Below are 23323 nucleotides of genomic sequence, written 5' to 3' on the forward strand. Positions count from 1 at the left end.
CCGCGAACTTCAGGCCGAGTTGACCACCAACCTCGCCACATATACGCAGACCACACCAACGAGCCGAAACGCAGAAAGCAACACCATGAATCGCTGCGAGCCCTTAGAGGTCCTTTTATCCCGCAATCTAGAGATTTGATGCGATTCTTGAGGCGGTCGGCTGCGGTGCGGTAGTGACCATTGATGGAGTCGGTGTCTGTGGGGTGTGTGAGGTGGCTTGTGGGGCGGGCTGGTTCTTGTGCCTGTCTCATCCCAGGAAGTCCGGCCGTGGATGGCCCGCGTGCTTCCAATGTCGCAGCCGTGCGCCTGGGCGCATTCGGTCCGCGGCGGTACGCCGGAATCATGACAACGCGACGTCCGTATCCGAGTGATCTGTCCGATGCGCGCTGGGAGTTGATCGAGCCGGTCCTCGCGGCCTGGCGTTTCGAGCGCCGTGGCCGGGCTCTGGACTTTGGCCGGCCTCCGCGGCATGACCTGCGCGAGATCATGAACGCGATCCTCTATGTGGACCGCACCGGATGCCAGTGGGCCTACCTCCCGCATGACTTCCCGCCGCACCAGAGCGTCTACGGCTGCTTCGCCAGATGGGCTGACGAGGGCGTGTTCGCCCAGCTCAACGGCTTGCTCAGGCAGCTTTTGCGGGAGAAGGAAGGGCGGAATGCCGAGCCGTCTGCGTGTGTGATCGACGCTCAGAGCGTCAAGACCTCCACCAGCGTTCCTGCCGCCAGCCAGGGCATCGACATGGAAATCACCGCACGCAAGCCCGGGACCAAGGGTTTCACCCCCATACCCAAGCGGTGGGCAGTCGAGAGGACCTACGGCTGGCTCATGCTCCACCGCCGCCTGGCCCGCGACTACGAAACCCTGCCCACCCGCTCCGAAGCCATCATCCACATCGCGATGACCGACCTCATGGCCCGCCTCACCGGCGAGAACACCATCTCCTGGCGCGAACCGACACACCAGACCAAACGGCCGATCACGGGATAAAACAGCGGGATAAAACGACCTCTTAGGAGGGGGAGGAGTCACGATGCAGGTCCGCCTCGCCCTCGCCCTCGCCGGCTCCTTCGCCGACCCCGACCGCGCCAACGAGTTCGCACTCGCCCACCAGCTCCTCGACGGCCTCGGCCAACGCTCCAACACACTCCTTGCCCAGGTCGTCGCCCTGATCAAGGGCGCCGGGCCAGTGGCGTCACCGACCGCGCCCAGAGCCTGAACGCCGGATCTTCTTGTCGAGCGCTTCGACCTTCTGGTCCAGGTTGCCGATCTGGAGGCGCACTGCGGTGAGGTCGGACTTGATGATCCCGAACTCGCGGTCGTGCTGTGCCGCGACACCGGGTCAGCACCGAGTTCCGGCGCACCGGAGCCCGCCCGACCTTGCCCCGTCGGGGTGGCCGCGTGTCCCCGGCCCCTGCGGGCGGGTGGGGCACCGTCATCCACGAACCGGCTGCAGAGGGGGCGTACGCGGGGCGCGGAGGGCTGCGGTGTGCACCTCGCGCGCCCCGTACGACCCTGGTGCCATATATGAGGGGCTGCGTAGGGTTGGCCCCGCCGGAAGGGGGCCGTCCGGCGCGAGACGTGCAACCCGGGGGTGGGGTCGTGAGCCGATCGCAGGCGGAGCCGCAGTGGGTGGAGGAGGACCTCCTCCGGGAGATCGCCCGTGAGGTGGTGGAGAAGGTGGCACCGCACGAGGTGGTCCTCTTCCCCTACGAGAGCGCAGCCTACTTCGAGGATCCTCGCAAGGCACTGAAGGCGGCACGTAAGCGGGCGGCCGCGAAACCGAAGGACGAGCCGTTCGGCTTCGGGGGCGGCGAGCTGGTTTCCATCGTGACCCCCATCGTGCTGGAGATGCTCGACGCCGCGCTGGTCGCTGTGGGCGCGCACCTGATGGTGACCGGGGTGGAGCGGAGCGCCGGCCCGGTGCGCGCCGGGGTACGACGCATGCTGCGGCGTCCGGCCCCGGCGGCAGCGGAGGAGGGGCCTGCCGACGTAGGGGAGGCCGAAGAGGCGGCCCCGGCGGTCGGGGCCGCGCCTGCCCCCGAGGCTGCTGCGGTGGAGGGACCCGTTCGGCCCGCCGGGACGGCGGAGGAGCTGCCTCCCGCCCTCAGGGCGGCCCTGTGGCAGAAGGTGTACGAGCACGCCCTGAGTTTCGGCATCGACGAGGGCGGATCCCGACTGCTGGCCGACGCGGTGCTCGGCGGCCTTACGGGCCCCACCTCCTAGCGGGTCCGCCCACGAGCGCTCCGGGGTCCGCGATGCCGACGCCTGTCACTCCGACGATTCCCCCACCCGCGGCCGCACCGGATCCCTCCGGAGTGCCCGCGGGGACGACGTTCCGGTTCCTTCTGCTGATCTCCGCGCTCCTGGGCGCGTCCGTCTTCGTCTACAACACCGTGTACCTCGCCTTCGCCCCCGGCGCCGATCGCGCGCAGGCGGCCTACGAACAGTGCTCCGCGGCGGCGGGCCGGACCGGGGAGGACGGCCGGACCGTCGACTACCTGGGCTCCTTCCTCACCTGCACCGCGGAGGTCGAGCGTACGAAGGCTCCCTGGGTCGTGGCCGGGGTCGTCCTTCTCCTGGCCCTCGCGGGGCTGCTGTACTGGGCCGAGCCCAGGGTGCAGGTCCGCAAGCACGGCCTGGTCGCCTTCGCTCCGGGGGACGCCGAAGGCGCGGCCCTCGTACGCCTCCTGCACGAGTTGGTCGCCGAGGCGGGTCTGCGCCGGCCACCCCGGTTCTTCCTGCGCCGGTCCTGGGGGTCGGTCACGGCCCGCGCGTTCGGGCGCGCGGGCTGGTACGCCGTGGTCCTCGACGCGGGACTCGTCATGCAGTTCCGTCCGGACCCCGCGCGACTGCGTGCGCTGGTCCTGCATGAGCTCGCGCACCTGCGCAACAGGGACACCGATATCGCGTGCCTCACTCGGTCGTTGAACTGGGCCTTCCTGCCCCTGGGGGTACTCCCTCTCGCTGTCGGCCTGATCGGGATCGCGCCCGGGGACGCGCTGGGCGTGGGGCTGCGGGCAGCGGTCCTGCTGGGCCTCGTCCTGCTGACCTCCCAGGCCGTGCTGCGGTCCCGGGAACACGGCGCGGACGTGCGCGCCGCGTCGTGGAGCGGTGTCCGCCAGGACCTTCTTGCCGCGATTGCGGTGGCGGTGGACATCCGCCGTCCGTGGTGGAAGGGACCGCGCAACTTCCACCCCACCAAGGAACAGCGGATCCACCTCGTGCACCACCCGGACCAGCTGTTCCGTATCGGGTTCTGGGAGTGCTGCGCGGCCGGACTGGCCGCCATGAGCGCCGGCAGCGGCTTCCTGATCCTGTGGTGGCTGACGGTCCACGAGGCGGACCCGCTGCAGAGCCGGTGGGCGGCCGCGCTCGTCGTCTCGCCCGCTGTCGCGGCCGTTGTCGGGCTCGGGGCGTGGCGTACGGCGGCCCGGTCCGACGGCACCGTCCGGGAGATCATGCTCCCCGCACTCGGCCTCACGGTGGGCCTCGTACTTGGCAGGGCCCTGGCCGTGAACAGCGGGATGGAGACGGACTCGTCCTGGCCGTTCTCCTCCGGGGATCCGGCAGCCCTCCTGCCGGCGTTGTCCCTTGCCGCCGTGCTGGTCCTGTTCACGTGGTGGGCGACCCAGGTCGCGGTCGCCTGGGGAGCTCCGGCCGGTGCGGCCGCTCCTCGGCGCACGCGGTGGGCGGTGGGCTGGGTGGCCGCCTCTTTGATCCTGTCGGTCACGATCGCTTTGTGGACGGTCCTGACCGACACGGCGGACTGGCTCACCACCATCGGGGAGGGGGTGAGCGCCGACCACCGTGCCGTGGCGCAGGTGGCGCCAGCGGGGCCGTACTGGCTCTGGTCAGCCGTTCACCACCCGCTGCTGCTGCGTTTCGCGCAGTGGACACCGCTGGCCCTGGCGCTCGTCACGGTGTGGGCGGTGCCGCTCGCCGCCCGCTTGCGGGCCGCACCGCGGCAGACGCGGGCGGCCGGGAGCGTGGCGGACACCCGGACGGGGGTCTGGAGCGACTGGCCGTTCGTGGTCACCCTGGCCTGCCTGGCCGCCACCGCGGCCTTCATCGGCGGCACGCTCGTCTCCCGGCTCCTGATCCACTCCGGCATCCCCGAGAGGACCCGTACGATGGACGGTTTCCTGCACGCCTTCACCCACGGAAACCTCGTCGCCGCCATGCTCCTCCAGGGCCTCGTCGCCCTCGCCACGGCGGCCCTGCTCGTACGGCGGCACGGCAGCACGGCCGCGCTCTACGGCCTCATGGCGGCCTTCCTGACCGGGTGTCTGGTCACGGCGGTGTTCTTCGGTGGCGTCCTGGCCGCCGGCTGCGTCGACGCGCTCGCGCTGCGCCCCGCCGAATGCGGCGGGATCGCGCTGCCCTTCGTACGCAACACCCTGCTGCGGATCCTCCTCGGTGGCACGGCCTGCTCGCTGATCGCGCTCACGGCAGGGGCCGTTGCTCTGTCCGTACGCCGCCGACTCCGGCGGACGTCTCGGCCGCAACCAGCGGCGGAGGCGTTGGCGCACGGGATGGTGTACGAGGGCAGGCTCACCGCACGACGGGTCGGCCTGTCGGCGCTGCTCCTGGCCGGAAGCGTGGCGCTGTTCGCGTGCACCACGGACCCGACCGACCGGCCCGTCGGCCCGCCGATGGGCGGGATCGAAGAAGTCCGTTCCGCCTGCCGGCAATACGACGAACTGCTGGGCTCGCTCGACGCGCTCACGACAGCAGAGGTGCACACTCGGCTGGACGAGGCGAGTCAGCTGGCCGTCCGGGGCCGGGAGCCGGCGCTCGCACTCGCCTTCACGGAGCACTTCCGAGCCGCTCTCGAAGGCGATGCAGCGGCATTCGAGGCTCATGGGGAGCGGATCGAGCAGCGCTGTGCCACTGCCGGGGTCGTTCTGGTGAACCTTCCCTGAACGGGCCACGACGCGGCGCTCGCCCAGAGGGACACCCGCACGTTCGCATCAGTCGCCGCCGGTCTGCCGCACATAGCTCACTCCGTCGAGCACGAGATTCTCGAACGTATAGCCGTACCCGGCGTCGAATTCACTGACCGACCACCGCGCATACCGGATCGGTCCGCCCGACACGTAGAGAACCATGGAGGAATTGCCGACGACTGCCGGGCCGGTCAGGACCCGGCGGTTGTTGTAGTGGAGAACGACATTTCCGTCGGCCGTGAAGATGATCCGGGCGAGCTGGGCCTTGTCCGGATTGTCTCCGTCCCACTCGCCGATGAGCGCGGGAGGTACGGAGCCCCGGGGCAGAACCGGAGGAGCTGGAGGGGGCGTTGGAAGAGGCGTTGGAGTGGGCGGAGGCACGCCGGGGGATGTCCGGGGATCGGGGGTCGGCTCGGGTCGGCGACCGGTCTCGTGCGGGTCGCCCGTCGGCGTGAACTACTCGGGATCCACGCCCTGATTCGGTTCACCGCACCCGGTCGTAAGCGCGGCCACGCAGATCGCTGCGACTGCGGCCCGCTTGAACAGCATTCCCATGAACATCAATGCCCCCAGTTTTCGTTTGGGTTGGTGCAGCATTGCGCGAAGGAGAGCGGAGAGTCCCTGGGAGCGTACTCCCGTCAGAATTCGTGAGGAATGCCTTTATCGCGACGATGCCCTTGGGTTCGTCTGGCCGCGGATCCGTTGCCCACGGGCCGGGCGGGCCGGGCGGGCTGGGCGGGCTGGTGTGACCGGGGAGCCAGCGGGCAGAGCCCCGGTCCGCCGTTCTGGCTCCCCCCGTGACCCCAACTGGCCTGCCGCGACGCGCGAGAAGAGACTGGCCGCTCTACCAGCTGGCCGACAAGGCCGGCAGCGCCCGCCCCCGTACCCGCGCCCTCCAGCGCGTCGCCCCCCAGACCCAGCCCCTGCTGGACAACCTCACCGACACCCCGGCGCTGGTCCTGGGCCGCCATATGAGCGTCCTCGCGTTGGCTTTGTACACGAGTAGCGTCCTCGTGAACAAAGCCAGCCCCATCAGGCGAGGGCGTCGCCGAGCAGCCGGCGCGGCGCGCCCTCCAGGTGTTGGTGGAGCAGCTGGGCGCGGGAGTGCACCAGGCCGCTCCGGTAGGCGGGCGGTAGCCGGTCGTAGACGGCGGCGGCCATCGCGGCCGCCGCGCCTGGATCTCCGTCGACCCGCAGGCAGGCGGCGGTGTCCATGGCGATCAGGGCGCGGGTCATGACCGATGGCGAGACCGTGAGGGCCAGGGCGTCGTCCTGTGCCCGGTATGCGGCGCGGGTGTCGCCGAGCAGCGTGTACGCCTGGGAGAGGTGCACCGCGTGCTTCTGGGGCGGGTACCCGAACCAAGTGTCCGCCGCCTCCGGGCCGTCGAGCTGTTCGGCCAGGGTGCGGACGTCGTCCACCGCCCGCCGTGCGCCGGGGACGTCGCCGACGGCGGCCAGGGCGCGGGCGTGGACGGCGGCCGCCAGGCCGGAGATCCCGGCGGCCGTGCGCGCCAGGTCGGTGCGGTCCCGTGCGGGGTGGGGCCGGCGCAGGACGGTGGCGAGGAGCGCCAGGTCCTCACGCATCTCGCCTAGGACCGTGTCGGGGGCCCGCCCGTTGTAGCCGCCCCGGTGCCGCTCGAAGGCGCCCTCCAGGTAGGCGAGATCCCCGGCGCCGTCGGCGTCCAAGCCGGTGTCGATGCCCTCCCGGGCCTGCGCGATGCCGGGCAGCACGGCGAACCCCGCCGTGGCCGCCGCGAGGGTGAACAGCTTGCGTCGCTTCACGTCGTCGTCCTTCCTCTGCTGCCTGCGATGCCTCCGGGTGTTGTCCAGGGCCTGGTCCAGCTGCTCGTCGGTCACGCCGTAGACGGTGCGGATCGCCGTACGCCAGACCGGAGTCGGTAACCGCTTCTCGGTCTCCCAGCGCTTCAGGTTCTCGACCGTGCACACGAGACCGGCGGCGGTCATGAGCTTGGCCTGCTGCTCGCGGGTCCGGTCCGCCCGCTCCCTGATGGTGCGCAACAGCTCGCCGATTCCGGGGCAAGGGCGACGGCAACGACTGATCGCCGACCGTGACCACCGCGATTGACGCGGCGGTCCGTAGCCTCGGCGGGGACTTCCTCGCCGGGGCTTTCGGCCGCTCCTTCCAGCACTGGTCACAGGCCGCCGCAGGGCTGCGGGGCCTGTTCACTTGGGACGACCTGAACGACCTGGTGGCCCGCCACCGCCTGGACGCCCCGCGCCTACGCCTGTTCCGCGACGGGGAGCAGGTCCCGCCGTACGAGTACCTGCACACCTCGGTCACCAAGCGCTCCGAGGTTCGCCACCGGGTCGAGCCATCGGGGCTTCACCGCCAGATCGCCGACGGCGCCTCCCTGGTCCTGGATGCGGTCGACAAGCTCCACCCCGGCGTTCAGGCCCTGGCCGAGGCGCTGGAGCGGCACTTCCGCACCGACGTCCAGGCCAACCTGTACGCCTCCTGGCATCCCACGGAGGCTTTCGGAATCCATTGGGATGACCATGACGTCGTGGTCGTGCAGCTCGAAGGGGCGAAGCGCTGGAACCTGTACGGGGCGACCCGCGCGGACCCGCTCCGCCTGGACGTCGAAGCCCCCGCCAAGCCCGAAGGGCCGCCGGTCGCCGAAGTGATCCTGCAGGCCGGGGACATGCTCTACCTGCCGCGGGGCTGGTGGCACGCGGTGGCCGCCACCGAGGGCCGCTCCCTGCACCTGACGTGCGGCCTGACCCCGGCGACCGGCCACCACCTCCTGGTGTGGCTGGCCGGACAGCTCCTCCACTCCCCCACCCTGCGCGCGAACGTGCCCACCGTGGCCGGCCCCGCCGAGCGCACCGCGTACGCCGAGCAGCTGCGCAAGGAGGTCTCCGAGGCGCTCCACCCCCACATCGTCTCGGAGTTCGCCGCCTGTCTGGACGCCCGCGACCCCGGCCGCCCGGCCCCCTCCCTCCCGTACATCGGCGACGTCCCCGCCGACCCCGGCCTGGTCCTGGCCCTCACCACCGCCCGGGCCGCGCTGGAGGGCGCCGACGAGGCCGTCGTGCTGCGCGCCGCCGGGCACGAATGGGAGCTCCACGCCTCCGCCCGTCCCGCGTTGGAGGCCCTGGTCTCCGGCGCCCGCCTCACCTTCGGGGACCTGGCCGAGCGCTCCGGCCTCACCGTGGAACAGGTCGCGGCCCTCGCCACCGAGCTGGTATCCAAGGACGCGGCAGCCGTCTCCCAGCCGAGGTAGGACCCGCCATGTTCGAGGCCCCCGCCCCCGCCACCGTCGACCGGATGCTGGCAGCCCAGCAGCACGCCGCCGACCAGTTCGGCCTGCGAGTCACAGGCCGCCGGGTGTGGGGGTACCGGGGCCGGACCCTGTCGGGCGCCGCCGGCCCGCACTGGCTCCGCGTGGTCTGCGCCGAGGCCGGCACCGAGGGCGGCAACCTTTGGAACGGCCCGTCCAGCGCCCGCGCCCTCCCCGCGTCGGTGCCGCGCCCCGACCTGTTCCGCATCCGGGACTGGACCACCGAGGGCTACGCCTACCGGGCCGAGCTGTACGCCTTCGCCCCCGACCCGATGGTCTCCCCGCGCCCCGTCCTCGACGAGGACCCAAGCCTGCCCGAGACGTGGTGGAAGGAGATGACGGCCGCCCTGGACGCGCTCGCCGACGTCCCGCCGCCGACGGACCGTGAGGCCGTACGGGAGGAGTACCTGCGCCGCGTCATCCCCGAATTCACCGGCCACCAGGTCAAGGACGTCACCTGGACCACCGCCCACGGAGACCTCCACTACGGCAACGTCACCCCCGGCCCGCACATCCTGGACTGGGAAGGATGGGGCCGCGCCCCGTACGGCTACGACGCCGCCACCCTGTACCTGTACGCGCTGCTGACCCCCGAGACGGCCGCCCGCATCCGGACCCAGCTGGCCCCCGTCCTGGACCGACCCGAGGCCCGCACCGGCCTGCTGACCGTCTGCGCCCAGTCCTCCAGGCCCAGAACCGCATCGACTTCTACGCCGAACTGGCCGGCCCCGTGCGCAAGTATCTGGCCCAGCTGTAGCGAACTTCTCCGCCACGGGGACAAGATCGGCGAGCTTGGCCGTCGCGCGTTCCTGGAGTCCGGCGACGGGGCGGCCGTGGCGGTGGCGGCCGGTCTCCAGCAGTTCGGCGACCTCCTCCAGGGTGAAGCCGAGCCGCTGGGCGGCTTTGATCACCCGCAGCGCGGTCACCACGTCGTCGCCGTAGAGGCGGTGGCCGCCGTTGCTGCGTTCCGGCTCGGCCAGCAGGCCGCGCCGCTCGTAGTAGCGCAGCGTCTGGATGTTCACCCCGGCCGCCGCGGCGACCTGCCCGCTGCGCAGACCCGTGCTCACCGCTGCTCCCCGGCGGCAGTCGTCCGCGCGGCCAGCGCGTCCAGGACCGCCTCGTGCGCCTGGTCCACCTCGATGTCCAGCCGGATCAGGTCCTGGCCGGGGGTGGTGGTGAAGGTGAAGAACGAGCAGCACCCGCTCTCGCGCTCCACCAGGTCCCGGACCCGCTCCTCGACGCCCGGCCCGCCGGCCAGGTCAAGGCACAGGTGGAGCGGCTGCGGCCGCGACAGCGAGGTCAGCCGCTCGGAGAACAGTGCGTCCCACTCGGCGACCCGCAGGGGCCGCTCCTCGGTGGGCAGGGTGCAGGACTGCGGCACCCACGCAAGATCACTCATCGCGCTCACTCCCGTCGTCACGTTCCCCGTGGTGGGGACACCTCCGACGGTAAACCTGTACCTGGGTACCGGATGCAAGCTGGTGAGCGCGCCTGTGCGCTCTCAGGTGTGACGGGCGAGTTTGACCGCGGACACGAGCAGGATCACCGCCAGCACAGGGATGAGAACCAGGTCCGGGAACACGTCCAGGAGCAGGCCACCCAGTACCGCGCCGGCGATCGAGCCAGCTGCCATGGTCAGGGTGAAGCGGAGATTGGCACCGAGCACGGCGAAGCTGCCGTCGCGGCTGTAACGGGCGAAGGCCACCAACATGGTCGGCAGCGACACCAGCAGCGAGAGGCTTCCCGCGGTCTTGATGTCCACCGCGAACAGCAGCACGATCGTCGGGATCAGCAACTCGCCCCCGGCCACGCCCATGATCGCCGCGACCACCCCGATGCCGAACCCGGCCACGACCCCGCAGGGCACCTGAGCCCACAGCGGCAGGGCGAGCGCGCCCAGGGCGGTCGTGTGCGTGACCAGCAGGGCTGCGGCCATGAGGACCATCAGAGCAGCCAGCACCTTGTACAGGGTGGAGCTGCGCATGCGTACCGCCCAGGACGCTCCGGCCCACGCGCCCAGCAGGCTCCCGGCCAGCAGATTGACCGCGACAGGCCAGTGGGCGGCCACCTCCGAGGCCGGGACCGCTGCCAGACGGGCAGGCAGCGCGACCAGGACCACGACCAGACTCATCGCCTTGTTCAAGATGACCGCCGAGAGCGCGGCGAACCCGAACAGGCCGATCAGCAGCGGCAGGCGGAACTCCGCGCCTCCCAAGCCGATCATCCCGCCGAGAACGCCGATGGCCGCTCCCGCACCGAACACCAGGGGCGTCGGGTGCGCCGAACGCAGGGGAGCGAGGTCGTTCTTGGTGGCCACAGTGGGCATCCTCGCTGGTCGCGGCCTGTGCCCGCTACGGCAGGCCCCCACCTTCGGGGAAAGACACCGCGGGCCCTCTCACGATTCAGCGGGTCTCACAGGCCGAAGGCGCCGCCCTCGATGAGGATGAGCAGGCCGATGCCGATCAGGACCAGGGGCAGCAGGATGTGGCCCCAGCGGGCGAGGGCCTTGGCGATGACCGGCCGGGTGGCGAAGTACCGGCCCGCGAAGCACCACACAGCCACCAGGGCCTAACGGTCATGGGGCGCAGATGGACGCGGGCGGGCCCGCAACAGGGCGGGAGTAGATCTTCGTGCCCGCAGTCGTGCACAGCGGGCGGAGCCTGGATCAGCGTGAGCGCCTCAGCCTGGCGACCCGGGACGGGTGATAGCCGCGGGGCGTCTCGCAACGCACTCCGGGCCCAGCACCGCAGGCCGGGCACACCACTTCATGAACCTGCCGCCCACCAGCGGCGGGGTGGGCGGGCTGTGTCGGCACCCCGTCGAAATCCGTCCGCGTCCTCCACGACTCCACATGCTCCCGCTCGCGGGCACTGAGGGCACTGTCGGCCGTTCTCGGCCACGCTCTGGCCTGTTGTCCGCCTGGAGGTTTGCACGGTGCCCTTCATCCGTTCGAGTGGCCAGGCGTGAAACGCTTCCCCGAATTGATCTTGGTGATGTCAGTATATGTCCGATACCTCGTCACCATCCCTTTCACAGAAGGTGGGTACAACCATGTCTGTCGACGGAACCCCGGAGACGCCGTTCGCGCTCGGCGCCGACGACCTCGCGAAGCTGGATGCGATCCGTGAGGCGCTGCTGGACCCGTCGCCGCGCCGGATCGGGCGTCTGGACCAGTGGGGTCTGGCCGACGAGTACGAGGTGTACGCGGAGATCGCCGGGTACTCGGAGGTCGCCATTACGATGGCGGACGGGACGGTCCTGGACGCGTCGCTGAGCGTCCCGCGGAACCTCGCCCCCGGGCAGGTCTGTCCCGCGGTCGTCCTGCCCGCCCCGCTGGTCAGCATCGGGCACCGGGCCTACCTCGGCATGATCGCCCGCTGGGCGCTGGGCGGCTACGTGGTTCTGGCTTACAGCCAGCGCGGTCTGGCCAACTCCACGGGCGAGATCCACGTTGCCGGTCCGCAGGACGTCGCCGACGCCACCGAGGTGATCGACTGGCTGATCCAGCAGGACGGGGTCGATGCGGACCGGATCGGTTTCTTCGGCGCCTCCTACGGCGCCGGCACGAGCCTGCTCGCGGCCGCGAAGGATCAGCGGATCAAGGCCGTCGCGGGCGCCAGTGCCTGGGCCGACCTGTTCGCCTCCCTGTACGAGAACGGCACCCGTCACCTCAAGGCGTTCGAGGCGCTCGTGACGCTGTTCGGCGAGGACCGGTGCTCGGAGGAGTTCCGCGAGATCATCCAGAAGATCCGTGCCAATACCATCGACGACGAGGTCAGGAAGTTCGCCGAGGCGCGGTCGCCCAAGAGCTGCCTCAAGGCGTTCAACGACGCCGCGACGCCCATCCTCCTGACCACCGCCTGGCACGAGACCATCTTCTCGGTGCCCGCCGTCATCGACTTCCACAGCCGTCTGACCGGGCCCAAGACGCTCCTCGTCCAGGTCGGCGACCACGGCAACGCCGAGCTCCCGGGCCTGTTCGGCCTCTCCGCCAAGCCCACGGACATGGCCTACCGGTGGATGGACCACCACCTCGGCGGCAGCGCCGGCGACGGGGCGGCTCCACGGTTCGACGTCCGCTCGGAGTACATGTTCAACCCCCTCTCCGACCTCCGCCACGCCTCCTGGGCCGACTACGCCCTGCCGAAGAAGCGGTTCCACCTCGCCGACGCGGCCTCCGGGCAGAGCGACGGACAACTGGTCGAGGGCACCGCGGCGGCGGGCTGGACCCGTTCGGTGAAGGCCACCGGCACGGGCACCGACATCGTCGCCGCCCCCAAGCTCATCCAGACCGGCCTGGCCGAACGCCTGGGCCTGCCCCACGTCTACAAGACGGCCGACATCGACCGCGGCCTCGCTGCGGTCTTCGCCACCGCGCCGCTGGAACAGGCCGCGCGCGTACGGGGCGACCTGGAACTGCGGGTGACGGTGAAGCCGCAGCACACGGACGCCATGATCGTCGCCTACCTGCTGGACCACAACCCGGCGACCGGCAGGGCGCACATCGTCACCCACGCCCCCTACGCCTTCACCTCCGGGCAGGCGGGCCAGACCACCACCGCGACCTTCCCCCTCCAGCCCGCCGACTACGTCCTGGCCAAGGGCCACCAGCTCCAGCTGGTCATCGACACCCACGACCCCCTCTTCGCCGCACCCCACACCACCACCCCGGTGTTCACCATCGACATCACCTCACCCAAGGGCACCGAGTCCTACCTCGACGTCCCCCTCCACCCCGTCGGCTGACTCCGCCCCGGCACACTGGTGCGGTCGGCCCGCCCGGACACGAACGGGCCGACCGCACCGGCCCCCTGCACCTGACAGAGATCAGGCGGGAGATCGGTGACGACCCCCGCCGCCAGGTGCGCGCAGCTACCCGTGACCCCCAGAGCATCGGCGCGCCAGGGCCGGGAGCCGACAGGCTTTGTGAAACACACACATGAAACGATGGGGTCATGAACACCGACCCTCACAGGCTGGTGGAAGCGCAAGACTGCCCGATGTCCAGCTGCGGCGCCCCGGCGGGCTCGCCCTGCCGCACCACGGCTGGGAAGGTGGCCGTGCAGTACCACACGGCCCGCTTCCGGCTCGCGCCGAGCCTCAAGGCGGAGCTGAACATCCCGACGCCCGCCGTCCGCAGGCCGGGGGCGAAGTGGGAGGAGCTCCCGCGCCCCGCCGCCACGGCCGCGAGCGGGCCCGAACGGGCATGTCCGTATCGCGTACGCCCGCGCCTCGACTGCCCGCCAGTCACTGGACACTCAGCTCGACGCGTTCGCCGAGGCCGGGATCACCCGGGTGTTCCCCGAGAAGATCAGCACTCGCGTGAAGGACCGCCCGGAACTGGGGAAGGCCATCGCCCTCGCGTGCGAGCTGCGCGCCTCCGGGGTCCGCGTCACCCTCGTCATCCACGAGCACAAGCGGCTCGGCCGCAGGCACGACCTGGTGACACTGGCCGTGCGGCTACGGGAGCACGACGTAGAGCTGGAGTTCTTGACCGGCGAGCTGCAGGGCTCCCACGATCCGCACGGCCGGTGTTCGCGGTGCTGGCCGCGCTGTCCGGCATGGAGCGCGAGTACATCCGGGAGAAGACGCTGGACGGCCAGGAGTCCGCCCGCCGGCGGGGCAAGGCGATCGGCGGCGCGAAGGTGCCCGACCCCACGATGCTCGCCATGGCCCTGCACCTGCGGGACGCCGAGAAGCTGAGCCTGCGGGACATCGCCCCCGGCTCGTCATCACCAGGGGCAAGAAGAAGGGGCAGCACCCCAGTCCGGCGACCGTCCTGCGGATGCTCCGGGACCACGACGCGGGTGGGCACAGGTGCCTGCGGCTGGTGCGGCCGTGCTGTTCGAGGTAGTCGGCGAGTCGGAATACCGGTCCCCCGGCCGATGGGGCCGGGCCGTGAACGGCCAGGTGCGGGACGGGGGGACGTCGCCGGGTGCGGGGGGTGGTGCGGCGCAAGGGGGCCTGTTTGCCGTGGACGAGGGCGGCGAGTTCAGCGAAAGCCTCGGCCCAGTCGTCGGTGAGCTGGTCGTAGTCGGTGTCGGTGAGGTAGTCGGCGGCGGCGGCGGCGGTGAGGAAGGCTTGCGGGAGGTGGAGGCCGACACCGAGGCGGCGGGCGTCCATCACCACTTCCAGTACCGCTGCGGCGGTCGGGCTCGCGTGCCGGTAGCGGTTGAGGAGTTCGGGGGCACCGGCGAGGTCCTGGGTGACCCGCCCGTCGGCACCCACACGGCTGAGGGCGCCGGCCAGAAGCCGGTCCCCGCCCTCGGCAAGAACGGCCGCGGCGGCCAGCGCCGCAGCATCGAACGACTCGGGAACGGTCAGCACGCGGCCGGCCAGCAACTCCCGCACCCGGCTGTACGGATCCCCCTCACCCGGCGCGGGCAGGGCCTTGTACCGGGCGGCGTACTCGGGCCAGAGCGTGCCCAGCACCAAAACCGGTCCGCACTCCACGGTCACCAGCAACCGGTGCACGGCCGCCGCGATCCGCTCGCCCGCCGCGCGGTCGCCGAGGTAGTGCTGGGCCTCGTTAAGCCACACCACGGTGCGCGGCGCGACACGAGGCAGGTCCTCCAGCGCGTCCTGGGCGCGTGTCGGGTCGAAGGGATGCCACAAACGCCACCCCTGCGCCGCGAGCGGCTGCACGGCCTCCCAGCACGCCCGCGTCTTCCCCGTCGACGAACCACCCACCAACACCACGGCCCGACTACGGCCTGCTGCGGCATCCTTCACCACCCCGGCCAGTAACCGGTCATGCTCGCGCCGCACGTACTCGGGCATCGTCCCCGTCCCCGACCTCCTGGGCCCGGAGACGGCGTCTCCGGGCTCAGCCGGGTGGACCTCCAGGTCGTGCGGATCCCACTCACCGATCGGACTGCCCGGCACCGACCGCGCCTCACCTCCCGTGTCCTCGACCGCGCTCCGCTGCAACTCCCGCAGCTCCTCCACCGGCAGCTGCAGCGCACGGGCCAGTGCCGCCACCGTCTCGGGCGAGGGTGCCGGCTTCGCCGGCGAGAGCGCCTCCGACACCGTGGTGCGCCCCAGCCCGGCACGCGTGGCAAGATCCGTCTGGTTCAGCCGCATGCGAGCCATCCCGGCCCTCAGCCTCTTCCGGAGCTCGGGCAACGCCGGATTTTGGCCGTTGTGCTTGTCGTGCACGGTGCGCCCCCAGGACCGTCGTGTTCGCCGGTGTTCATCTTCCTCCCGGCGAACCCCGGCGAACCCGGATTCCGCGACCTTCGACCACGTCAACACCCCAACTCGTAACGGGAGATTGCCGTGACCGTCACCGTCGTCCTGCTCACCACCGCACTCGTCACCGTCGTCGCGCTGCTCGCCGCCGCCGCCGCAGGCAAGCTCGCCCGCATGGACAACGCCAGCTACCCCGCGGCCCTCACCCGCGCCGCCACCACCTTCGCCGCGGTCATCACCCTCGCCGCCGTCGTAACCGGCACCCTCGCCACCCTCCTCACCTGACGAGCAGCCTGCCTCAGTCCCACAGTGCTCCCGTTTGCGGCTGGTGACAGAGTTCTTACCGGCACCCCGTGACACCGGAGGCAGTGTTGAACGCGTTCAATATCTCTGGCAGTATGGCTTCCGGTGAACCTGCCGGAGCAGCGGAGTCGGATCCGCCTGCCCTCGCGACGGGTCGCCACGAGACCGGAGGTGGGCACGACATGGGCCTGATCCTGCTACTCCTCGCCCTGATAGTCGCCCTCGCCGTCGCCCTTGTGGCCCTGGCCGTGATCCTCACGGCGAGCGCGGGCCTGGGCCTCGCGACCGCCGCAGTGAGCCGCAGGCTGCCGCTCTGGGCCAGGATCACGCTGCTGCTGACCCTTGCCGCCGCTCCGGCGGCGGCGCTGGTGAGCACCCTGGACGTCGCGGCCGTCTGGCAGCCGGCCGCTTGGGCGCTGCCGTTCCTCACAACGGTCGCCTCAGGAGCCGCCTGGCTCGCCTTCGAAGCCCACAGGCGCCGCGCGCCCAGGCTCCCGAAGCCGGCATGGCCGGTCCGCCACGCACCGGCCGCCGGTCGCTGAGCACGCACCACTCACCCGCGGTCGTACACGGCCACTTCCACATCTCGCGCACACGACGCCCCGGTGACCGGCGGCTCGATCCGCGACCACGTACCGCCCGCGAGCCCGAACCCGATGCGCGGCACCCAGCCCGAAGTCGTTCCCGCCGCACTCCCGGCGCCAGGCCCGGCACGCGGCCTCGGGCTCGCCCCACCGCCGAACACCATTCGCGAGGACCGACAAGCGGGGAGGGCGGGGGCGGGGGCTTCGGGAGGCGGGAACTCTGGTTGCGGGGCATGAGTGTTCTCCGGATCCGGCGGGCCTGCCCACGTCGCCCGCCGACGGAAGACACCGTTACGGACTTTGCGGGCGGCCGTGGTTGGCCCGCATTTCGGTCCGGTCGCCGGACCCGCCTGCTCCAGCTGGAGCGAAGCCGTGCTCGCCTCGCTCCACGACATCGCGGCCGACCTCGACAGCGCCGCCCTGGATGCTGCCGACCTCCGCAAGATCACCGACATCGCCACACACGAATCCGCCGTTCTTGACGAAATCCGTGAACCGCGGCTGCTCACCGGAGACCTGTGGACGGTCAACACCATGCTGGCCGCCGGCGCGCCGGTCCCGACCATCACCGGCGTCCTGGACATGGACCGCACCTGGTGGGGGGACCCGGACGCGGACTGGACGCTGCGCATGGCCCGGGCCAAGCGGGACGAGCGACTGGCCTTCTTCGACACCTACCGCGCCCAGGACTCCTCCCCTGCAGCCGCCTTCCGCCGGCAGGTCTACGAGGCCCACCACCTCGGCGCGATCCGGCTGGAGCGCCACCGCCTGGGCAACACCGACGGGGTCCAGGCCACCTACCAGGACATGGCCGCCGTCCTGGCCCGCCTGACCTGAGCCCGTACGAACAAGAGAGGAGCATCGAGCGTCTGTTCGCGGTGCCCTCTTCGTTTCGCCTGTCGATGCGGACGTGGCACGTGAAGTGATCAGCCCGGGCTTTGACCTCCGAGTGGTCGGTGCCAGTGACGACCACGGCGCCAGGCAGCCAGTGTTGGCGTTCGCTGGGCCCACCGGGTCACCGGAGCACGCGCGGACGTTGCGGACGTTGCGGACGGCTCGTGGATCTCCAGAGGGAGGGGAGGCAGGGGTGGGTCGGTGGGGGACTCATATGATTGCTAGAAGGGCAGGTGCCCTCCATTCATGTGCACCATCCGTCCAGGCAAGGCTGACTCTCGCCCGAATGATGCGCTCGAGGCTGCCAGACCTCTGCGACGGACCCGGATTGTTGAACCGGAGGTAGTTGAATGTCGAATGCAGATACGGTTGCCTTGTCGTGGGCGAGGATCGTCCGCTGGTTGCAGGAAAATGCCCCTGCCAGCGCGGCGGCACTCAATCCGCCGGCTACCGACACTGATCTCCAGTACCTCAGCGGCGCCCTGGGATCCCCGGTACCGGAACCCCTGGAGACGTGGCTGTGCCTGAACAACGGCAGTACAGCCAAGGACTCGATCACCCAGATTCCTGGGGGGCAACAGCTCGACGTTCATCAGGACTCCAGCATCTTCCCCAGGGATATGGTGTTCCTAGACTGTCAGAGAATAATCTCCAACCATCGGGACTTTCTGCACATCGCCGGTGACATCGGTGATGAAGACTGGTGGAAGCCGACTTGGATCCCAATTCTAGCCCACTTTGACAGTCATTCCGGGCTGACTATGGATGCCGGAATGCATGGTGCAACCTCCCCGCTGCTTTCGTACTCTGAATCCGACTATCCGAGACCGCATTCTCCGTCACTGGGAGAGTTTCTCGCTGACGTCGCCGATGCTCTAGAGCAGACAAATCTAGACGGGCCGCTCACTCGTCGGCATCAAGCGTCCGTCCAGGATGGCCGCTTGGTCTGGAAGTAGGCCGAGTGTGAGTATGGGGGGCCAGTGAACCTTCACTAAGGGCTTGCAGATCATCAAGGTGTTGCTTCCCGTTCTGGGACTCGTTGGTGTGGTATGCGCATTCCGGACGAGATCCGTGACCAACTCGCCTCGAAGTTCGGGGTGTTGTTCCCACATCTGAACGAGCGGCAGCGGCGGCTGCTGATGGGGACCGAGGCCCGGCTGCTGGGCCACGGTGGTATCCGTGCTGTTGCACGAGCGGCCCAGGTCAGCGAGACGACGGTTCGCAATGGCGTGCTCGAGCTGGAATCCGGCGAGGAGCCACTGGGACGGGTCCGGCGTCCCGGCGGAGGACGCAAACGGGTCGCCGATCTGGATCCGCGGCTGCGGCCGGCATTGCTGGCGCTGGTTGAGCCCGATGAGAGGGGTGATCCGATGTCGCCGCTGCGATGGACGGTGAAGTCGACCCGGGTACTCGCGGGGGAACTGGCCCGGGCCGGGCACCGGGTCAGTGCCGACACCGTCGCGGATCTGCTGCGGGAGGAAGGCTTCAGCCTGCAAGCCAACGCCAAAACGCTCGAGGGCAGCCAGCACGTGGACCGAGACGCGCAGTTCCGTTACCTCAACGAGCAAGCCCGCGAGCACCGGGACGCCGGCCAGCCGGTGATCAGCGTGGACACGAAGAAGAAGGAGCTCATCGGCGAGTTCAAGAACGATGGCCGCCAGTGGCGCCCGGTGGGTGGTCCGGTGCCGGTGAACATGCACGACTTCGCCGACCCGAAGCTGGGCAAGGCGATCCCGTACGGGATCTACGACCTGGCTGCGAACACCGGCTGGGTCAACGTCGGCACCGATCACGACACCGCCGCGTTCGCGGTGGAATCGATCCGCCGCTGGTGGCACGGCCAAGGCCAGGCCTCCTACCCCCAGGCGACACGGCTGCTGATCACCGCCGACGCAGGCGGCTCCAACGGCTACCGCACCCGGGCCTGGAAACTCGAACTCGCCCGCCTCGCTGCTGAAACGGGACTGACGATCACCGTCTGCCACCTGCCGCCGGGCACATCGAAGTGGAACAAGATCGAGCACCGGCTCTTCTCCCACATCACCATGAACTGGCGCGGCCGCCCGCTGACCAGCCACGAAGTCATCGTCCAATCCATCGCCGCGACCACCACCCGCACCGGACTGCACGTCACGGCCGAGCTGGACACCAACGCCTACCCGACCGGAGTCGCGATCGGTGATGCGCAGATGGCGGCTCTGCCACTGACCCGGCATGCCTTCCACGGCGACTGGAACTACGTCCTGCACCCCCAGCCGGCCCCACTCATCCCGGTGGCCCGCACTCCCGAACCGTGCGAGCCGGAATGGACACCGGCCCTGCTGACCGACCCCGCGCTGACCGGCATGTCTCCCGACCAACTGCACGACCTGGTCCAGGCACTGGCACCAGACGGAGACACCCAGCGCGGCCGCCCGCCCCACCTCGACTTTCCCGACCAAGTCCTGGCCACTGTGCTCCACCTGCACGTCAATCTGGCCGCGGAACCCCTCGCCGTGCTGTTCGCCAGCAGCCGCACAGCCATGCACCGCACCCTCCTGAAGATCAGGAAACTGCTCAAGGCCCACGGCATCGTCATCCCACCCGCCGCGACTCCGCCAGCCGCCCTCACGGTCCTCCACGCGCGGGTTCTGGCTCAGAGCAGCGAGGCCAGCACCAAGATCAAGATGACGTGTTAATGATCTGCAAGCCCTAAGGGCTGTCCCGTAAATGATCTTTAGGTCGATGTGGATGTGGCTGTTCGGTGTGCGGCCCGCTGGTCTATCCGGCGAGGGCGAGGTTGTGCAGGCGCGCGATGCCGAGCATGGCATGGTGGACGCCGTCACCCTTGAGACGGCAGTCGCGGAGGATCTTCCAGGTCTTCATGCGGGCGAAGACGTGCTCGACGCGGGCGCGGACTTGCTTGTGGGACTTGTTGTGGGCTTCCTTCCAGTCGAGCAGGTCCTCGCCCTTGCGGCGGCGGCGCGGCATGACGAGTCCGGTGCCTGGGTAGCCGCCGTCGGCGATCGTGATGGTCTTGCCGACAGCGGCTTTGGCGCCGGATTCCTCCCATGCCTTGCAGTCGTTGCGGTTTCCGGCGAGCGGCCGGCCGACCACGACGACCAGGCGGGTGTCGGCATCGATGACGACCTGGTGGTTGGTGGAGTACCGGTAGTTCTTCGACTGCGCGGCGATGGTGTGGTCACGGGTGGGCACCAGGGTGCCGTCCACGATGAGCACGGTGTCCTTGGCGAACCGCTTACGGGGCCGGAGCGCGAGCATCGGCCCGAGATGGTCGATGATCCGGTCGGCCGCGGACTTCGAGACTCCGAAGAGCGGCGCGATTTGCCGCATCGTCAAGTTCGTGCGCCAGTAGGCCGCGACCAGCAGGGCCCGATCCTCCAGCGGAAGGCTCCAGGGCCTACCCTTGCGGACCGCGTCCGCGCCCTCACGCCGCAGAACCGTCACCAGCTTCCCGAAGGCACGCGGGCTCAGCCCGGCGAACGGGGCTATCCAGGACGGCTCCGACGCCGTGATCACACCAGCCACGGCGAGATCGTCTCATCCTGATCATGCTGCGGGGCCCGCCAGCCTCTGGCAGGACACATCTCGGTCGCCCGGACGGATTCGGCATGAGAGCCTCACGCCCGTGGCTACTGAAACCGAGGTGGGAGAGCTGTTGCACCAGCGCGGCTGGCGGACTGCGTTCACGGTCGCTGAACGGGTGCACGCGTGGGCCGCCCTGGTAAGCGCCATCGAGCGCGGCTACGGCGACGACATCTACGAGTACACCAACGACCTCTACTGCCGAAACTGGCTGCACGAGGCGTGGCTCCTGCTGGACGATCACATCATCCAGCTCTGGACCCCGCGGATCAAAGCTCTGGACGACCAGTACAAGGCCGCGACCATCGACGACGACGGCCAAGCACTCGGCCATTTCCACAGGCTGCCCGGCCCCGACCTGTGGTGGCGGCGGCGACACCCCCGCATCCTCACGGGAGACCTCGGGCGTTCGCTTCGCTCGGCCGGTGCCATCGGCGCCGACCCGGACACAGCATGACCCTCAGCACCGTGGGGTTGCGGGACAACTCTTAGCCGACCCCGATCTCGTGGAGTGGAGAGGCGGCGGTCCGGACACCTGGGCGGAATCACCGCCGTGAAAGCCTGAGGCGGCCGCGGGCGCCGTCACTCCGCAAAATCGCCCCCACCGCAGACCCAGTCGGGGACCAGGCCCAGCTGGCCGAGTGGTTGGCGGGCGGGCTGTTCCCGGTGGAGCGCGCGCATGGAGGAGGGCCGTGGTGGCCCGGTGCCGCAAAGGCCCGCTGGAACCACTGTGGCTTCCCGACAACAACTTTCAGTCCTGAACACCCTTCGGCAGGGCGTCGACGACGGCACGCTCGGCCAAGCCGGGAAGTCCCGCCCCACGATCGCCGTGCAGATGTTCTGAGCACTTGGCCTCACTGTTGAGTTCCTTGCGGGCCAAAGCGACCTGTTCCGGCTCACCGGCCCGCTCCCAGCAGAACGCCGTGTGCCGCAGGGCAGTTCGCCACCACCACCCATCGCCAGCCTCGCCCGGACTGGGCGGGTTCAGACCGTCGGCCACGGTGCTCCAGTGGGTTGCGGCATCTCGCCACACGTCCCGGGCAGCCGTGTCACAGCCGGCCTTGGCGACGCGCTCCAGTGCCAGCGCCCACGCAGCCCGTCTACGGATGCGAGCCAGGTCCGGGTCCCGGGTCGGAGGCGGCTCCCTCAGACCCTCGGCGAAGACGTCCACGACCGAGCCGCAGGCCAGGGCAGTCGTGAGCGCGACAGTGCCCTCGTAGACCTGACTCTGCTGGTTCAGGGTCAGGAAACCGGTGGCGTCGGCCTGGCGGTCGGCAGCCAGAACACGGAAGCCCAGACGGGCGGGGCGCTGCCCGGTCAGCAGGTTGTCCCGCGCCGCCAGAACGGAGATGTTCAGCAGCCCGGATTCATAGACAGCCCGGATCGTGTTCTCCGCCGGGTCCAGGATCGCTCGGGGCACCATGTGCCAGTCGACGGAGAAGGTCCGCCGCTGTACCCCGGCGTTGGGACCGTCATCCGGCGCTGGTGTGTCATTACACCGATTGTCGGCTTGCGGCAGCCGGTGAGCGTTGAATCCCGTGGTCACCTGCGCTTTGAAACCTGCGGCACTGGCCTCGCGGGCCGCCCCCGCCAATTTGGCGAACCGCTTGGCGTCATTGCTCGGAAGACCCCAGAGGTAGTTGGGGGCGTGGATCAGCGCCGTGCATATCTCCCGGGACGAGGCAAGCCCCGGCCCATCATGGAGCCTCTCGCCAAGCTTGACCAGTTGTGGCCAGCAGCGCCGATACCGGGCACCGGCGAGGTCATCGGTGCCCAGCGTCTGGCATGTGGCGGCAGCTGCCGCGACGTCGATGTCCAACAGATTCTGGTCCAGTGGCAGCGGCGTCCACTGCTCGGCCCAGAGCAGGGAACCCAGCCGCGCCACGTGCTCCCAGGTCGCTCCGAGCGACGCTGGCCAGGACTTCGAGAACTCGGCTGCGACGGAGGCATCGCGAACCGCGCGGCACACGCTGTCGAAGAGCTCGTCCCCCAGCAGGGGACGAAGCGCCCATGAAGCCGTTTCAAGATCCGGGGCAGCGACGTGCACAGGGGCCCGCAAATCGGCCGGGTCCACCACCACCACGGTCGGGCCGGCCAGCAGCACCTTGCCGCATCCCCCCAGGCCTCTCGCGGACCCGTTCAGTTTCACCGAGCCCCCGGGTCCGACCCGCAGCTCCATGTCGGCGGAGTCGCTCTGCGTCACGGTCACCATGCTCACCATCACCCATCGACTTCTGTCACCGGCGCGGGTCCTCTATACCGACGGACGTACGCACCTTAGGGCTCGACCAGGCGTTGCTTCTCCGGTCTTGGACTCCTGGCAACCGGCCCCAGAGGAGCGGCTCTGCCCAGCCAGTGTTCCGGCGTTCGAGTGGCACGTTGCCAGGAGGCGCGGCCGACGGCGCCGTATTTGGGTTGCTGTCTACGGATACCACCTGCGACCATCCCCGTCCAGCAGCCGCCTGGCCTCTTCCGGTCCGGCGCTGCCGACCGTGTAGGTACTCAGCGGAGGTTG

The 23323-nt window shown here is 70.0% G+C and carries 18 protein-coding genes and 4 pseudogenes; 13 read left to right on the forward strand and 9 right to left on the reverse strand.

Features of this window, described 5'->3' with window-relative positions; all coding sequences use genetic code 11:
- Positions 1-342 precede the first annotated feature (342 nt).
- The 4 genes from OOK31_RS38755 to OOK31_RS38770 all read left to right on the forward strand — a co-directional run bounded on the left by OOK31_RS38755 (position 343) and on the right by OOK31_RS38770 (position 4925).
- Positions 343-990 carry a transposase gene (locus tag OOK31_RS38755; RefSeq protein ID WP_267092143.1) on the forward strand — a complete coding sequence of 216 codons (648 nt, stop codon included), beginning with the start codon at positions 343-345 and terminating at the stop codon, positions 988-990.
- Between the two features lie 43 nt (positions 991-1033).
- Positions 1034-1219, forward strand: coding sequence for a hypothetical protein (locus OOK31_RS38760; RefSeq protein WP_267092144.1), 186 nt, complete (start codon positions 1034-1036; stop codon positions 1217-1219).
- A gap of 383 nt (positions 1220-1602) precedes the next feature.
- Positions 1603-2226 (forward strand): hypothetical protein, encoded by a 624-nt coding sequence (locus OOK31_RS38765; protein WP_267092145.1) that lies wholly within the window; start codon positions 1603-1605, stop codon positions 2224-2226.
- A 92-nt stretch (positions 2227-2318) separates the two neighbouring features.
- Positions 2319-4925, forward strand: coding sequence for a M48 family metalloprotease (locus OOK31_RS38770; RefSeq protein WP_267092146.1), 2607 nt, complete (start codon positions 2319-2321; stop codon positions 4923-4925).
- 48 nt (positions 4926-4973) lie between these two features.
- On the opposite strand, the gene OOK31_RS38775 is transcribed toward OOK31_RS38770, so the two are convergent.
- Together OOK31_RS38775 and OOK31_RS38780 are read right to left on the reverse strand one after the other, a co-directional pair.
- Positions 4974-5111 (reverse strand): hypothetical protein, encoded by a 138-nt coding sequence (locus OOK31_RS38775; RefSeq protein WP_267092147.1) that lies wholly within the window; start codon positions 5109-5111, stop codon positions 4974-4976.
- Positions 5112-5981: 870 nt separating this feature from the next.
- Positions 5982-6968, reverse strand: a complete 987-nt coding sequence (locus tag OOK31_RS38780; protein WP_267092148.1) for a transcriptional regulator — start codon at positions 6966-6968, stop codon at positions 5982-5984.
- Between the two features lie 50 nt (positions 6969-7018).
- On the opposite strand from OOK31_RS38780, the gene OOK31_RS38785 reads away from it, so the two are divergent.
- On the forward strand, positions 7019-8194 hold the full coding sequence (locus OOK31_RS38785; protein WP_267092149.1) for a cupin domain-containing protein: 1176 nt from the start codon (positions 7019-7021) through the stop codon (positions 8192-8194).
- 896 nt (positions 8195-9090) lie between these two features.
- Here the strand turns inward: OOK31_RS38785 and OOK31_RS39505 are convergent.
- The 3 genes and pseudogenes from OOK31_RS39505 to OOK31_RS38800 all read right to left on the reverse strand — a co-directional run.
- Positions 9091-9450 (reverse strand): annotated as a pseudogene (locus tag OOK31_RS39505) (MerR family transcriptional regulator); the annotation flags it as partial.
- Positions 9451-9752: 302 nt separating this feature from the next.
- A complete protein-coding gene (locus tag OOK31_RS38795) occupies positions 9753-10568 on the reverse strand; it encodes a sulfite exporter TauE/SafE family protein (RefSeq protein ID WP_267092150.1) in 816 nt (271 codons plus the stop codon).
- Between the two features lie 95 nt (positions 10569-10663).
- A pseudogene (locus tag OOK31_RS38800) lies at positions 10664-10819 on the reverse strand (cadmium transporter); the annotation flags it as partial.
- 483 nt (positions 10820-11302) lie between these two features.
- Here OOK31_RS38800 and OOK31_RS38805 point away from each other — a divergent pair.
- Positions 11303-12997 (forward strand): CocE/NonD family hydrolase, encoded by a 1695-nt coding sequence (locus tag OOK31_RS38805; RefSeq protein ID WP_267092151.1) that lies wholly within the window; start codon positions 11303-11305, stop codon positions 12995-12997.
- A gap of 504 nt (positions 12998-13501) precedes the next feature.
- Positions 13502-13723: pseudogene (locus OOK31_RS39510) on the forward strand (recombinase family protein); the annotation flags it as partial.
- Here OOK31_RS39510 and OOK31_RS38815 read toward each other — a convergent pair.
- A complete protein-coding gene (locus OOK31_RS38815; RefSeq protein WP_323188312.1) occupies positions 13712-15409 on the reverse strand; it encodes a helix-turn-helix domain-containing protein in 1698 nt (565 codons plus the stop codon). The pseudogene OOK31_RS39510 and the gene OOK31_RS38815 sit on opposite strands and share 12 nt — an antisense overlap.
- A 120-nt stretch (positions 15410-15529) precedes the next feature.
- Between OOK31_RS38815 and OOK31_RS38820 the strand changes: the two genes are divergently transcribed.
- Together OOK31_RS38820 and OOK31_RS38825 are read left to right on the forward strand one after the other, a co-directional pair.
- Entirely contained in the window at positions 15530-15727 is a 198-nt protein-coding gene (locus OOK31_RS38820; protein ID WP_267092152.1) for a hypothetical protein, read from the forward strand.
- 200 nt (positions 15728-15927) lie between these two features.
- Positions 15928-16287 (forward strand): hypothetical protein, encoded by a 360-nt coding sequence (locus tag OOK31_RS38825; RefSeq protein WP_267092153.1) that lies wholly within the window; start codon positions 15928-15930, stop codon positions 16285-16287.
- 11 nt (positions 16288-16298) lie between these two features.
- Here OOK31_RS38825 and OOK31_RS38830 read toward each other — a convergent pair.
- A pseudogene (locus OOK31_RS38830) lies at positions 16299-16485 on the reverse strand (hypothetical protein); the annotation flags it as partial.
- A 216-nt stretch (positions 16486-16701) separates the two neighbouring features.
- Between OOK31_RS38830 and OOK31_RS38835 the strand changes: the two are divergent.
- From OOK31_RS38835 to OOK31_RS38845, 3 genes are all read left to right on the forward strand, one after another.
- Positions 16702-17166, forward strand: a complete 465-nt coding sequence (locus tag OOK31_RS38835; RefSeq protein WP_267092154.1) for a hypothetical protein — start codon at positions 16702-16704, stop codon at positions 17164-17166.
- A gap of 407 nt (positions 17167-17573) precedes the next feature.
- A complete protein-coding gene (locus OOK31_RS38840) occupies positions 17574-18179 on the forward strand; it encodes a molybdenum cofactor biosysnthesis protein MoeA (RefSeq protein WP_267092155.1) in 606 nt (201 codons plus the stop codon).
- 93 nt (positions 18180-18272) lie between these two features.
- On the forward strand, positions 18273-19901 hold the full coding sequence (locus tag OOK31_RS38845) for an ISAzo13 family transposase (protein WP_267092156.1): 1629 nt from the start codon (positions 18273-18275) through the stop codon (positions 19899-19901).
- A gap of 82 nt (positions 19902-19983) precedes the next feature.
- On the opposite strand, the gene OOK31_RS38850 is transcribed toward OOK31_RS38845, so the two are convergent.
- The gene (locus OOK31_RS38850; RefSeq protein WP_267092157.1) at positions 19984-20751 is read right to left on the reverse strand and encodes a transposase; all 768 of its coding nucleotides are present in this window, start codon (positions 20749-20751) and stop codon (positions 19984-19986) included.
- Positions 20752-20851: 100 nt separating this feature from the next.
- On the opposite strand from OOK31_RS38850, the gene OOK31_RS38855 reads away from it, so the two are divergent.
- Positions 20852-21265: a hypothetical protein gene (locus tag OOK31_RS38855; protein ID WP_267092158.1), complete on the forward strand. Its 414-nt coding sequence runs from the start codon at positions 20852-20854 to the stop codon at positions 21263-21265.
- Between the two features lie 294 nt (positions 21266-21559).
- Here the strand turns inward: OOK31_RS38855 and OOK31_RS38860 are convergent, their stop codons facing one another.
- Positions 21560-23011: a hypothetical protein gene (locus OOK31_RS38860; protein WP_267092159.1), complete on the reverse strand. Its 1452-nt coding sequence runs from the start codon at positions 23009-23011 to the stop codon at positions 21560-21562.
- Positions 23012-23323 lie beyond the last annotated feature (312 nt).

The sequence above is a fragment of the Streptomyces sp. NBC_00249 genome (assembly GCF_026342355.1).
Classification (GTDB): Bacteria; Actinomycetota; Actinomycetes; order Streptomycetales; family Streptomycetaceae; genus Streptomyces.

What these genes read in the sequence shown, in the direction of transcription:
- OOK31_RS38755 (WP_267092143.1), top strand. Translation starts at nt 343, where the DNA reads ATGACAACGCGACGTCCGTATCCGAGTGATCTGTCCGATGCGCGCTGG.
- OOK31_RS38760 (WP_267092144.1), top strand. Translation starts at nt 1,034, where the DNA reads ATGCAGGTCCGCCTCGCCCTCGCCCTCGCCGGCTCCTTCGCCGACCCC.
- OOK31_RS38775 (WP_267092147.1), bottom strand. Translation starts at nt 5,111, where the DNA reads ATGGTTCTCTACGTGTCGGGCGGACCGATCCGGTATGCGCGGTGGTCG.
- OOK31_RS38805 (WP_267092151.1), top strand. Translation starts at nt 11,303, where the DNA reads ATGTCTGTCGACGGAACCCCGGAGACGCCGTTCGCGCTCGGCGCCGAC.
- OOK31_RS38825 (WP_267092153.1), top strand. Translation starts at nt 15,928, where the DNA reads ATGGGCCTGATCCTGCTACTCCTCGCCCTGATAGTCGCCCTCGCCGTC.
- OOK31_RS38840 (WP_267092155.1), top strand. Translation starts at nt 17,574, where the DNA reads ATGTCGAATGCAGATACGGTTGCCTTGTCGTGGGCGAGGATCGTCCGC.
- OOK31_RS38845 (WP_267092156.1), top strand. Translation starts at nt 18,273, where the DNA reads ATGCGCATTCCGGACGAGATCCGTGACCAACTCGCCTCGAAGTTCGGG.